At 73.2% G+C, this 13,619-nt stretch carries 5 protein-coding genes; 3 read left to right on the top strand and 2 right to left on the bottom strand.

Going from position 1 to position 13,619, the window contains the following annotated elements:
- Both gdnF and AB0N04_RS25435 read right to left on the bottom strand, forming a co-directional pair.
- Positions 1–3,291 (bottom strand): guadinomine polyketide synthase module 2 GdnF (gdnF, locus tag AB0N04_RS25430; RefSeq protein ID WP_360212047.1); only part of this gene is annotated, 3,291 nt, incomplete at its 3' end.
- Complete coding sequence (locus AB0N04_RS25435; protein ID WP_360212045.1) at positions 3,284–10,639, bottom strand: type I polyketide synthase; 7,356 nt, start codon at positions 10,637–10,639, stop codon at positions 3,284–3,286. The genes AB0N04_RS25435 and gdnF, both read right to left, overlap by 8 nt.
- 640 nt (positions 10,640–11,279) lie before the next feature.
- Between AB0N04_RS25435 and AB0N04_RS25440 the strand changes: the two genes are divergently transcribed.
- The 3 genes from AB0N04_RS25440 (at position 11,280) to AB0N04_RS25450 (ending at position 13,617) form a co-directional block, all read left to right on the top strand.
- Positions 11,280–12,149: a 3-hydroxyacyl-CoA dehydrogenase NAD-binding domain-containing protein gene (locus AB0N04_RS25440; protein WP_360212043.1), complete on the top strand. Its 870-nt coding sequence runs from the start codon at positions 11,280–11,282 to the stop codon at positions 12,147–12,149.
- Between the two features lie 18 nt (positions 12,150–12,167).
- Positions 12,168–12,410 carry an acyl carrier protein gene (locus tag AB0N04_RS25445; protein WP_360212041.1) on the top strand — a complete coding sequence of 81 codons (243 nt, stop codon included), beginning with the start codon at positions 12,168–12,170 and terminating at the stop codon, positions 12,408–12,410.
- A gap of 88 nt (positions 12,411–12,498) precedes the next feature.
- On the top strand, positions 12,499–13,617 hold the full coding sequence (locus tag AB0N04_RS25450) for a hypothetical protein (RefSeq protein ID WP_360212039.1): 1,119 nt from the start codon (positions 12,499–12,501) through the stop codon (positions 13,615–13,617).
- Positions 13,618–13,619 lie beyond the last annotated feature (2 nt).

Consider the following 13,619-nt stretch of genomic DNA (forward strand, 5'->3'; position numbering starts at 1 on the left):
GACGGCGCCGGTGTCGGGGGTGGGGTTGGTGGTGGGGGTGAGGGTGGGGGTGTGGCGGGTTTGTCCGCGGAGGGCGCTGTGGGGGTGGTGGGTGGTGAGGGCGTGGTGGGGGGTGGTGTGGGGGTCGGTGTCGGTGATGGTGCAGTGGAGTTCGGGGTGTTCGGCGTTGATGGTGCGGACGAGTCCCCAGAGGGCGGTGTGGGCGGGGTCGGGGTGGTCGTGGGGGGTGAGGGGGTGGGCGTGTCGGGTGATGACGTGGAGGTGGGCCCGGGTGCCGGTGGTGGTGAGGTGGTGGACGAGGGCGAGGAGTTCGGTGGTGAGGTGGTGGGTGTGTTCGGCGGTGGTGCGGGTGGTGTGGTCGGTGGGGTCGGGGAGGTAGAGGTGGTGGTCGGCGTCGGTGGGGTCGGTGACGGTGGTGGCGTGGGGGCCGAGGTCGACGTCGGTGGTGGTGCCGGTGACGTGCCAGTGTCCGGTGGGGGCGGGCGGGTTGTCCTCGGTGGTCTCCTCCCACCGGACACCCACCAGCCAGTCGTCGTCCGCCGGCAGCGGCCGCGCACCGGGCGCGGTCTCCTCGGTGAACCAGTGGCGTTCCCGCTGGAAGGGGTAGGTCGGCAGGGCGACCCGGCGCGGCCGCGGCCGGCCGTCGACGGCGGCCCAGTCGACCGGAACCCCGCGCACGTGCAGCGCGGCCGCACTGCCGAGCAGCTCGGTCAGGTCGCGGTCCGGGCGCAGGCTGGGCAGCAGGACGGCGTCGTCGGCGTCCGGCAGGCAGGCGCGGACGAGCCCCAGGAGCACCGGCTTGGGCCCGATCTCCACGAAGGCGCGGGCGCCGCCGGCGTGGGCGGCCCGGATCCCGTCGGCGAACCGCACCGGGGCGAGCGCGTGCCGGGCCCAGTACTCCGGGTCGCACAGCCGGTCCGCGCCGACCGCCTCACCGGTGACGTTGGAGATCACCCGGATCCGCGGCGCCGAGTACCTGACGGTCCTGGCGAGCGCCGTCAGCGGCGCGGTGACCGGCTCCATCAGGGGGGAGTGGAAGGCGTGCGAGACCCGCAGCGCGCGCCCGGTGACGCCCTGGCGGGCGAGTTCGGCGACGACCTGCTCGACCTGCCCGGCGTCGCCCGCGACCACCACCTCCTCGGGCCCGTTGACGGCGGCGACCGAGACCAGCGGGTGGCCGGCGACGGCGGCCTCGACCACCTCGGGGCGGCCGCGCAGCGACACCATCACCCCGCCGGCCGGCAGCTCCTGCATCAGCCGGCCGCGCTCGGCGACCAGGCGCAGCGCGTCCGACAGCGAGAACACCCCGGCGACGCAGGCGGCCACGTACTCGCCGACGCTGTGGCCGAGCACCACCTGCGGCTCGACGCCCCAGGAGCGCCAGAGCCGGGCCAGCGCGTACTCCACGGCGAACAGCGCCGGCTGGGTGTACCCGGTGCGGTCGAGCTCGTCGCCGGCCGGCTGTGCACCGTCCGGGTACAGCAGCCCGGTCAGTGACCGGCCGAGCAGCGGGTCGAGGACCGCGGCGCACTCGTCCACGGCCTGCCGGAAGGCCGGCTGCGACTCGTACAGCTCCCGTCCCATGCCCGGGTACTGGGAGCCCTGGCCGGTGAAGAGGAAGGCCACCTCCGGGACGCTGCGACGCCCCTGGACGTGCCCGTCGAAGCTGCCCGGGCCGCCCTCGGTGAGCCGCTGCACCAGCTCGCCCGCGGTGGCGGCGACGACGGCCCGGCGGTGGTCCAGGTGGCTGCGGCCGGAGTTGGCGGTGGCGCAGACGTCGGCGAGGTCGGCGCCGCCCGCGCCGTCGGCCAGGAAGGCGGCCATCCGGGTGGTCGCCTCGTCCAGCGCGGCCGCGGTCGCACCGGAGACGGTCAGCACGTGCAGCGGGCGGGCCGGCGCCCCGGCGGCCGGTTCCTCCTGCGGCGCGGACTCCAGCACCAGGTGGCAGTTGGTGCCGCTGAAGCCGAAGGAGCTGACCCCGGCGACCCGGCGCTCCTCGGTCCACGGCTCCAGCGCGGTCGGGACGCGCAGCGGCAGGGCGTCCCAGTCGATGAGCGGGTTGGGCGTGTCGAAGTGCAGGGTCGGGGGGATTGCGGCCTCGCGCACGGCGAGGACCGCCTTGATGACGCCCGCGATGCCGGCCGCCGACTCCAGGTGCCCGAAGTTGGACTTCACCGAGCCGACCGCCAGCGGGCGGGGCCGGCCGTCGAACACCGCGCCCAGCGCGGCGGCCTCGATCGGGTCCCCGAGGGCGGTGCCGGTGCCGTGCGCCTCGACGTACCCGACCTGGTGCGGCTCGACCCGCGAGTCCTCCAGGGCCCGGCGGACGACGTCCTGCTGGGAGGGGCCGTGCGGCACGGTCAGGCCGCTGCGGTGGCCGTCCTGGTTGGTGGCGCCGCCGCGGACGACGGCGAGCACGCGGTCCCCGTCGCGGCGGGCGTCGGAGAGCCGCTTCAGCACGACCATGCCGCAGCCCTCGGCCCGCACGTACCCGTTGGCCGCGGCGTCGAAGGGCTTGCAGCGCCCGTCGGGGGACATCATCCGGCCCTTGGACAGGCTGATCGTCTCGTGCGGGGTGACGATCTGGTTCACGCCGCCGGCCAGCGCCATGTCGCAGGCGCCGCTGCGCAGGTTCATCACGGCCAGGTGGACCGAGACCAGCGAGGAGGAGCAGGCGGTGTCCACCGAGAGCGCGGGCCCGGTGAGGCCGAGGAAGTAGGAGAGCCGGCCGCTGGCGGTGCTGGTGGTGCTGCCGGAGCTGAAGTACCCGTCGAGGTGCTCGGCGCCGTGCGAGACCATCGCCTCGCGGTAGTCCACGTTGCTGATGCCGACGAAGACGCCGGTGCGCGCGGGCAGGCTCCGCACCGGCATGCCGGCGTCCTCGAAGGCCGCCCAGGAGACCTCCAGCAGCAGCCGCTGCTGGGGGTCGATGCTGGCCGCCTCGCGGGCGGAGACGCCGAACAGCGCGGCGTCGAACTCGGCGACGCCGTCCAGGAACCCGCCGTACCGGGTGGACATCTTGCCGGGGGCGTCCGGGTCCGGGTCGTAGTAGGCGTCGACGTCCCACCGGTCGGCGGGCACCTCGACGACGGCGTCGCGGCCCTCGGTCAGCAGCCGCCAGTACGCGTCGGGTCCGTCGGCGCCGGGGAAGCGGCAGCCCATGCCGACGACGGCGATCGGCTCCGGGTCGGCGGCCCGGCCGCGGGCCTGCTCGACCTCGGCCTCCAGTGCCTCGATCCGGGCCAGCGCCCCCTTCAGGAGGGCCTCGTAGGCGTCGTTCGTCTCACGCATGGTCGAAGTTCCCGATCCCCAGCTTCTTGGCCAGCAGTAGAGCCGCCTCGTCCGCCCCGGAGCGGCTCTGCGGGCCGTCCTGGCGGGTCGCGTCGGCCGGCTGGTCGCCGGCGCCGTCGCCCGAGTCGTCGGTGATGCCGACCACGTCCCAGAGGTGGTCGGTGAGGGTGTCGAACGTGGGGTAGTCGAAGACCACGGTCTGTCCGAGGCGGCAGCCGAGCGCCGTCTGGAGCCGGTTGCGCAGCTCGATGGAGCCCAGCGAGTCCAGGCCGAGCGAGAAGAAGCCCACGTCGGGCTCCAGCCCGCGGTCCGAGCCGAGGCTGCGCACCACCTGGTCCCAGACCTGGTCGGCCAGCAGCTTGCGGCGCTGGTGCGGTTCGGCCGCTGCCAGCCGCTCCCGGAAGGACTGCGCCGGGGCGGCCGCCGGGCCGGCCGGTCCGCGGGTGCGGAACCGGGACAGCAGCGGCACCGCTCCGACCTGGTGCTCCAGGAAGCGGGGCCAGTCGATCGGCAGCACCGCGACGGCACCGCCGTCGGCGTTCGTGCGGAGCAGCGCGCCGAGCGCCTCGACGCCCTGGGCCTTGGGGATGACGCCCTCGCCCATCCGCTCCAGCTTGCCGTCGAGACCCAGCCGGGCGCTCATCCCGGCCTCGGCCCAGGAGCCCCACTGCACCGCGAGGGCGGGCAGGCCGAGGCCGCGGCGGTACGAGGCCAGCCCGTCCAGGTAGGCGTTGGCGGAGGCGTAGTTGGCCTGTCCCGGGGAGCCGAGCGCGGAGGACACCGAGGAGAACAGGACGAAGAAGTCCAGCGGCAGCCCCTCGGTCAGCCGGTGCAGCAGCCAGGCGCCGCGGGCCTTCGCGGCGAACACCCGCTCGAAGCGCTCGGCGGACTGCTGGCCGAGGACCCCGTCGTCCAGCACGCCGGCCAGGTGCAGCACCCCGCGCAGCGGCGGCAGGCCGGGGGTGTCGGCGAGCTCGCGCAGGCACCCGGCCAGGGCGGTCCCGTCGGCGACGTCGACGGCGACGGTCACCACCCGGGTGCCCGCGGCGCGCAGTTCGGCCAGCACCTCCTCGGCGGCCGGGCCCGGCGCGCCGCGCCCGGCGAGCACCAGGTGGCGGGCGCCCTGCTCGTGCAGCAGGCGGGCGGTCTCCAGTCCGAGCCCGCCGAGGCCGCCGGTGACCAGGTAGCTGCCGTCCGCGCGGACGGCCGGCCCGTCGGTCCCGACCGTCGCCCGGGTGAGCCGGGCCAGGTGCCGGACCCCGCCGCGGTAGGCGATCTGGTTCTCGTCCGAGCCGGCGAGCGCGTGCAGTTCGGCGGCGAGTTCGGCGGCCTGACCGGCGGCGGGCCGGGTCGGGTCCAGGTCGATCTGGGTGTGCCGCAGGTCCGGCTGCTCCAGGACGACGACCCGGCCGAAGCCCCACAGGGCGGCCTGCGCCGGCTCGGTCGCCTCGCGGTCGGCGAGGGCCTGGGCGCCCCGGGTCACCACGGCGAGCCGCGGTGCCCGCTCGCCGCGCGCGGTCAGGGCCTGGACCAGGTGCAGCAGGCGCACCCCGTGGTCGAGCGCGGCCTCGGACGAGCCTCCGTCGGACGGTCCGCCGTCGGACGGGCCGTCGGCGGCGGCCTCGACCGGCCAGGCCGCGACGACGAGGTCGCGGTCGCCCGCCTCGTCCAGCAGCCGGGTGAAGCCGTCGGGGCCGTCCGCGCCCGCCGGGTCCGCGGTGCGGCAGTCGACGCCGCGGGCACGGGCGGCGTCCGCCAGGGCCCGGCCGGCCGGGCCGTCGGCGAGGACGAGCCAGCGCTCCCGGCCGGGGGCGGCCGCCGGGTCGAGCGGCTCGGGCGTCCAGGACAGCCGGTAGAGCCAGTCGCGCCAGGCGGCGTCCGGGCGGCCGACCATGGTCTGCCGGTCGGCGCGCTTGAGCAGCACGCCCTCCATGGTGAGCAGGAGCAGGCCGTCGGCGTCGTAGAGGTCGACGTCGCCGTGCAGGGTCTCGGGGTCGTCGCTGTCGGCGGGACGCAGGCGCGCGTGGCACCAGGCGTGGGTGCCGACCCGCTCGTGGAACCGCATCCGCTCCACGCCGACCGGCACGTAGGTGCGCCGCCCGTACTTCTCCGGGTACGTCACCGTCAGGGCCAGGAAGCAGGCCTCCAGCAGCACCGGGTGGATCCGGTGCTGCGGGGCCTCGTGCCGCAGCGCCTCGGGCAGGGCGATCCGGGACAGGCAGCGGGTGTCCTCGCGCCACAGCCTCTCGGTGGCCCAGAACAGCGGGCCCAGGTCGATCTCGCGTTCGCGCTCGCCCTGGTAGATCTCCTCGACGGGGATCTCGGTGGTGAAGCGGGCGCGCAGCCCGGCCAGCGGCTCGGCCGCCCGGTCGGCGGGCTCCTGGCGGGCGGCCGGGGCGAGGCGCCCCGAGATGTGCTGCGTCCAGGGGCCCCGGCCCTGGTCGGCGAGGCGGGAGAAGATCCCGAGCCCGTGCTCGTCCTGGCCCTCCGGCTTCAGCACGATCTGGACGTCGCGGTCGGCCCGTTCGTCGGGGAAGGTCATGGCGCGGTGGATGAAGAAGTCGCGCAGTTCGACGGCCTCGCTGCCGAAGGCCTCCTGACCGGCGGCGAAGGCGGTCGCCATGTAGGCCACGCCGGGCATCACGATGGTCTGGAAGACCCGGTGGTTCTCCAGCCACGACAGGTGGCGCGCGCCCACGACGGCTCCGAAGCGGATGTCGTCGGTGTCGGCCAGGTCCAGGCGGGTGCCGATGAGCGGCAGGCCCTCCGGGGCGGCGGGCCGCCGGGCCGGGCCGGCCGGGGCGTCGATCCAGTGCCGCTGCCGCTGCCAGGGGTAGCCGGGCAGCGGGACCCTGCGGTGCGTCCCGGGCCGGTACAGCCGCGCCGGCTCGACCGGGACGCCGGCCTGCCACAGCGCGCCGACCGCCTCCAGCAGCTGGCTCCGCTCGCGGTCGGCCCGCAGGCTCGCCACCACCAGCGGCTCGGCGTGCGCGAGCTGCTCCCCGACGAACTGCAGCAGGGTGGGCCGGGGCGAGACCTCGACGAAGACGTCGGCGCCGAGGCGCTCCATCGCCGCCACCCCGTCGGAGAACCGGACCGGGCGCATGACGTGGTCGACCCAGTACTCGGCCCGCGCCATCTCCGCGCCGATGACCTCGCCGGTGACGTTGGAGACGACCGGGGTGTGCGGGGCGCGGTACTCGACGGCCCCGGCGACCTCGGCGAACCGGGCCAGCACGGGCTCCATCAGCGGCGAGTGGAAGGCGTGCGAGACCGTCAGCTCGCGGTGGCGCACGCCGCGTTCGACGAGCTGCGCGACGATCGCCGCGACGGCCTCCCCCGCGCCGGACACCACGGTCGAGCGGGCCCCGTTCACGGCCGCGATCGAGACCTCGGCCGGGTACGGGGCGATCAGCTCGGCGACGTCCCGCTCGGGTGCGGCCACCGAGACCATCCGGCCGCCCGCGGGCAGCTCCTGCATCAGCCGGCCGCGCTCGGCGACCAGCGTCAGGGCGTCCTCCAGCGAGAAGACCCCGGCCCGGCAGGCCGCGACGTACTCGCCGAGGCTGTGGCCGATCATCACGTCCGGCCGCACACCCCAGGCCTCCCACAGCTCGGCCAGGGCGAACTCGACCGCGAACAGGGCGGGCTGGGCGTACTCGGTGAGGTCGACGAGCGGCTCCGCGCCCTCGGCGGGGAAGAGCACGTCGAGGAGCGGGCGGGCCAGCCTGCCGTCCAGGAGGGCCGCACAGCGGTCGAGGGCGGCCCGGAAGACGGGCTCGGTCCCGTACAGCTCCCGGCTCATGCCCGGGTACTGCGAGCCCTGGCCGCTGAAGACGAAGGCGGTGCGCCCGGTGCGGCGCGGGGCCGCGGGCCCGGCGGGGTGGGCCGCGAGTGCGGCGGCGGCCTCCTCCGCCGTGCGGGCCACCACGGCCAGGCGGTGCTCGAAGGCCCGGCGGCCGACGGCGGCGGTGAAGCAGGCGTCGGGGAAGGGCAGTTCGGGGTGGTCGGTGAGCCAGCGGGTGTAGCGCCCGGCCAGCTCGTGCAGGGCCCCGGGGGTGCGCGCGCTGAGGGTGAGCAGCTGCGGCCGCTCCTCCCCGGCGTTCTCGGCGGCCCCGGTCCCGGGGGCCTCCTCCAGGACGACGTGGCAGTTGGTGCCGCCCATGCCGAAGGAGCTGACCCCGGCGCGGCGCGGTGCGGCGCCCGGCGCCCAGTCGGTGGTGGCGGTGTTGACGAAGAACGGCCCGGCGGCGAAGTCGATGCGCGGGTTCGGCTCGGTGAAGTGCAGGCTGGGCGGCAGGGTGCGGTGCCGCAGGGCCAGCGCCGTCTTGATCAGCCCGGCGATGCCGGCGGCCTCGTCCAGGTGGCCGATGTTGGTCTTCACCGATCCGATGGCGCAGGAGCCGGCCGGCGCGGGCTCCGCGGCGGCGTCCCGGAAGGCCTCGGTGAGCGCGGCGATCTCGATCGGGTCGCCCATCGCGGTGCCGGTGCCGTGGGCCTCGACGTAACCGACGGTCGAGGCGTCGACGCCCGCGGCGTCCAGCGCCTCCCGGACCACGTCGGCCTGCCGCTCGACGCTCGGCGCGGTGAAGCCCACCTTGTCCGAGCCGTCGTTGTTGATCGCGGAGCCCTTGACGACGGCGATGACGTGGTCGCCGTCGGCGAGCGCCTCGTCGAGCCGCTTGAGCAGCACCACGCCGCAGCCGTTGCCGAACAGCGTGCCCTCCGCCTCGGCGTCGAAGGCCCGGCAGTGCCCGTCGCGGGAGCGGATCATGCCCTCCTCGTGGAGGTAGCCGCCCTTCTGCGGCACCACGATCGACACGCCGCCGGCCAGCGCCATGGCGCTCTCGCCGGCCTGCAGGCTGCGGCAGGCGAGGTGCAGGGCGACCAGCGAGGTCGAGCACGCGGTCTGCACGTTGACGCTGGGGCCGCGCAGGTCGAGCTTGTACGAGACCCTGGTGGGCAGGTAGTTGCGGTCGTTGCCGAGCTTCAGCTGGAACTGCAGCATGTCCGCCTCGATCAGCGGGCCGCTGTCGGGGATGCCGAAGTGCGGGTTGAGGTTGTTGACCAGGTAGGTGGACATGCCGGAGCCGGCGAAGACGCCGACCGGGCCGTGCGCGTCGCCCGGCACGTAGCCGGCGTGCTCGAACGCCTCCCAGGCGCACTCCAGGAACACCCGCTGCTGCGGGTCGATGGTGGCGGCGTCCTTGGCGGTGATGTCGAAGAAGCCCGCGTCGAAGCCCTCGATGTCCGGCAGCACGGCGCCGGCCCGCACGTAGTCGGGGTGGTCGCGCAGGCGCGGGTCCACCTGGTCGAGCTCCTCGGGCGAGAGCGGGGTGACGGACTCCACGCCGTCCCGCAGGTTCCGCCAGAAGGCCTCCAGGTCGTCGGCGCCGGGGAAGCGGCCGGCCATGCCGATGACCGCGATGTCGGCGCCGAACGCGGGGGCGCGGCGGGCGGGGGCGGCGGGCGCCCCGCCGTCGGGCCCGGTGCCGGCCCCGTCGAGGTGCGCGGCGAGCGCGCGGACGGTGGGGTGGCGGAACAGGTCGACGACGGAGAAGGGGCGGCCCAGTTCGGTGATCCGGCGCTGGACGGCCACCAGGTGCAGCGAGGTGCCGCCGATGTCGAAGAAGTTGTCCTGGACCCCGATCGAGTCGAGCTGCAGGACCTCCTGCAGCACCTCGACCAGGAAGCGCTCGGTGTCGGTGCCGGCGCGGACCGCGGCGGCGTCCGAGAGCCGCTCGAGGACGGCGGGCGGGGTGAGCCGGCGGCGGTCGGTCTTGCCGCTGGAGGTCAGCGGCAGCGCGTCGAGCAGGTCGTAGGCCTCGGGCACCATGTGGCGGGGGAGCCGGTCGCCGAGGTGGGCGTGCAGCCGCCGCGCCGCGCCGTCGCGGGCGGCTCCGGGCCGCAGCACCACGTGGGCGACCAGCCGCTTCCGGTCCTGTTCCCCGTGTGCGAGCACGACGGCCTCGCGCACGTCGGGGTGGGCGGTGAGGGCCGCCTCGATCTCGCCGGGCTCGATCCGCACGCCGCGGATCTTGACCTGGTCGTCCATCCGCCCGAGGTGCTCGACGGTGCCGTCGGCCGCGGCGCGGGCGAGGTCGCCGGTGCGGTAGAGGCGGCCGGGGCCGAAGGGGTTGGCGACGAAGCGCTCGGCACTGAGGTCGGGGCGTCCGAGGTAGCCGTCGGCGACGCCGGCGCCCGCGATGCAGAGTTCGCCCTCGGTGCCGGCCGGCACCTGCTGCAGCCGGGCGTCGAGCACGTACACCTGGACGTTGTCGATCGGCAGGCCGATCGGCACCGTCCGGGGCCAGTCGGCCGGGTCGCCGTCGAGGGTGCAGGTGGTGGCGTCCTGGAACTCGGTGGCCCCGTAGTGGTTGTGCAGGCGCGCGCCGGTGCGGCGGAACAGGTCGAGGGTGGCCGGGGTGAGCTGGAGCAGCTCGCCGGTGGTGACCACCTCGGTGAGCGCCGCGGGGGCCGCCCGGCCGGTGACGGCCTCGGCGAGCTGCCCGAGCGAGGTGACCGGGACGAAGAGCCGCTCGACGCGCTGTTCGGTGAGGAAGTCGGCGAGCGCGAAGGAGTTGCGCCGTACCTCGTCGTCGGCGAGCACCAGGGTGCCGCCGAAGCAGAGGGTCGAGAAGATCTCGTGGAAGGAGAAGTCGAAGCTCACCGTGCAGACCTGCGCGGTGCGCGCGCGGCAGCTGCCGGGGCGGGTGCGGTCGTGCCACAGCAGCATGTTGACGAGGGACCGGTGGGCCATGGCGACGCCCTTGGGGCGGCCGGTCGACCCGGAGGTGTAGATCACGTAGGCGGGGGCGTCCGGATCGGCGGTCTCGCCGGTCTCGCCGGTTTCGCCGTCGGGACGGGTCGCGCCGTCCCCGGCGGCCGCGGCCCACCGCTCGTCCAGGACGAGGACCCGGGCGGGGACGTCCGGGAGCGGGCGGGAGCCGTCCGTCACGATGACGCCGACACCGGCCTGTTCGGCGATGTGGCGCACCCGCTCGTCGGGGTCCGCGGTGTCCAGGGGGAGGTAGGCGGTGCCGGCCTTGAGGACGCCCAGCATCGCCGCGAACAGCTCGGGGGTCCGCTCCATGCACAGGGCGACCGGGACGCCGGGACGGGCCCCGGCGGCGCGCAGCCGGTCGGCGACGTCCTCGGCGAGCCGGTCGAGCTGACCGTAGGTCAACTCCCTGTCGCCCCGCACGATCGCGATCCCGTCCGGGGCCGCCTCGACCGCCTGCCGGAAGAGTCCGTGGACCGTGACGGAGGGGACGTCGACGGCGGTGCCGTACCACGCGCTCGACTCCGGGGCGCCGCCCTGACCCTGCGTACCGACCGCGCTATTCATGGTGCAGTTCCCCCAGAGTCTGACTTGCGAGCATGCGGAAGCGGCTGGATTACCCGTAAGGCCCGTGACGGCCGGTCCCCCCGGCGGCCCGGGCGAATGAACCCGTGATCTACCTGTCCCCGTTGAACCAGCGATCTACCTGTCCCCGTTGATCAGTGTTGATCGGTCGTCAGATCGTCGACCGTTGCGCCAATGTGATCTGCCGTCGGGCCCCAGGGTAAGCAGCTGGGTGACCCGGTGCGCAAGAGTGGCTGACGAACTTTCGACCCCCGGAGTTCCCCGCTTCCCGGACGAGATCCTCAGTCGAACCTTCTGGGCAGTCCAGCGTTAACCCTTGTTATCTTGATCACATGGTGGGATGCTGCTCAGCAGGTAGGCTGCGGGTCGGTCAGCTCGGTCCGGCGTTGAGAGATCATCGTTCCCGCATGTCACCGGCTTCCTCGGTGCTTCGTGGCCGAAGGCGTCGGTTGCCGCGCCTTTGCCGACTCGTGATCCGGGGGCGGAGCATCTGTTTGTTCTATTGATCGGCGTGAGTGGTATTCCGTCCGCCCTTTTCATGAACACCAATTAGGGGACCGGTGTCCTTATTTCGAGGACCGTCGGGGTTACCGGCCAGTACGGGGAGACAGGGGAAATAGCCATGGGGAACGTTCGCACCGTCGGGGTCATCGGTGCCGGGGTCATGGGGCGGGGTGTCACCACGGCGTTGCGGCAGGCCGGATTCCGGGTCGTCCTGGTCGACCGCGACGAGGAGATCCTGGAGCGCACCCGGGCCCGGCTGCGCGATGACGTCCGGCTGTACGCGATGCTCGCTCCGGGATCGGCCATCACCGCCGACGAGCTCTTTGCCGAGACCGTGTTCACGACAAATCTCGAGGACCTCGCGGACGTCGACCTGGTCGTCGAGAACGCCACCGAGCTCTGGACGGTCAAGCGCCCGATCTATGAGCGGCTCGGCGGGATCTGCCGGCCGGACGTCATCATCGCTGTGAACACGTCAGCCATCTCGATTACCCGGCTCGGCGCTCTAACCGGTCGGCCCGAGAACGTGATCGGCATGCACTTCATGAACCCGGTGCCGTTGAAGCCTACGGTCGAGGTCATTCGCGCCCACCACACCTCGGAATCGACGGTGGACGCGGCCCGCGAGTTCCTCACCGCCCTGGGTAAGAAGAGCATCGTGGTGAACGACTCCCCCGGGTTCGTCACCAACCGCGTCATGATGCTGACCGTCAACGAGGCGGCCTTCCTGGTGCACGAGGGCGTCGCGTCCGCGGCCGACACCGACCGGCTGTTCGTGGAGTGCTTCGGCCACACGATGGGCCCGCTGGAGACCGCCGACCTCATCGGCCTGGACACCGTGCTGCTCTCGATCGAGGTGCTGTACGACGAGTTCAAGGACAGCAAGTACCGCCCGTGCCCCCTGCTGACCAAGCTGGTGGACGCCGGCCTGCACGGCCGCAAGAGCGGGCAGGGATTCTTCAACTACGAGTCCGCCAAGCGCGGCTGAAAAGGGAGGGCGACAGACATGGCCGACAACAGGGCCGTCATTCGCGAGTTCATTCTGGAAAGCATCACCGAGTCCACCGTCGGGGACGACGAGGACATCTTCGAGCGCGGTCTGGTGCGCTCGATGTTCGTGATGCAGCTGGTGCTCTTCGTGGAACAGGAGTTCGGCATCTCCGTCACCGGTGACGATCTCCAGTTCGACAACTTCCGCACGGTCGAGCGGATCGACGAACTGGTCACCCGCAAACTGGCCGCTGCCTGACGGAATCGGAGGGCGAGAGGGTTTTCGGATGCCGACTGTACATGTCCGACTTTCTCAGCGGGTGCCGGAAACCCTGGCCCCCGAACTGATGAAGCGACTTTTCTTCGCGGCCAGCTCGATCGAAGAGTTCCAGCTATTCACGGAGGACGGCTCCGTGGTCGGCGTCGAATTGACGCTGAATTCCGCGGATTCCGCCGGAGTGGCCGAGAAGATCGACCGCGTGGTGGCCGAGCAGGTGCTGACCCAGCGTCCGCTGGCGCCCCGTTCGGTCTGGGAGTCCCCGGTGGTCCGGAGCGAGTTCACGGACGCCTTCCCCGAACTCCTGGCCCAGGACACCGTGGTGGTGTCCGGTGAGGGCCAAGTCGGATTCGCGGAGCCGCTGATATCGCTGTTCGGCTACCTCGACCGGAGGCTGCGCGCCATCGCGCTGAGCCTCGAGGGGGCCCGCGAGTACCAGTACCCGACCCTGCTGCCGACCAGCGTCCTGGACCGGTTCGGGTACTTCGGCTCGTTCCCGCAGTTCCCGATGTTCGTGACGCGGCTGCACAACGACATCGACGTCTACGCGGACTTCGTGGAGCGGTACCGGGAGGAGCAGCGGGTCCCGGACGACCTCTTCGCGCACTGCTCCAACACCGACTACTGCCTGCCGCCGACGATGTGCTACCACAGCTTCCACCAGTACCAGGGGCGGGAGTTGGCGGGGGACTCGGTGATCACGGCACGCGGCAAGTCGTTCCGCTACGAGTCCCGGTACCACACCAGCCTCGAGCGGCTGTGGGACTTCACCATCCGCGAGATCGTCTTCATGGGCACCCCGGAGTTCGCCGCCGAGTGCCGCAACTCCGTGATGCGCCAGACCTTCGCGCTGATGGAGGAGCTGGAGCTGGCCGGCGGGTGCGAGGTGGCCAACGACCACTTCTTCGCCAACGCGGACACCGCGGGCAAGATCCTCTCCCAGCGGATGATGGAGCTCAAGTTCGAGCTCCTGCTGCCGGTCGCGGCCGACCGGTCGATCGCCGTGGGCTCCTTCAACCTGCACGGGCACTTCTTCGGCGAGTCCTTCGACATCAAGGGCCCGGACGGCGGCCCGATCGCGAGCGGCTGCGTCGGGTTCGGCCTGGAACGGCTGGTCCACGCCTTCTTGAGTCAGCACGGCAGTGATCCCGCACGATGGCCGACCGCGGTCGCACAGGAGATTGGGTAGAC

This window comes from Kitasatospora sp. NPDC051702 (genome assembly GCF_040681575.1).
GTDB lineage: Bacteria > Actinomycetota > Actinomycetes > Streptomycetales > Streptomycetaceae > Kitasatospora.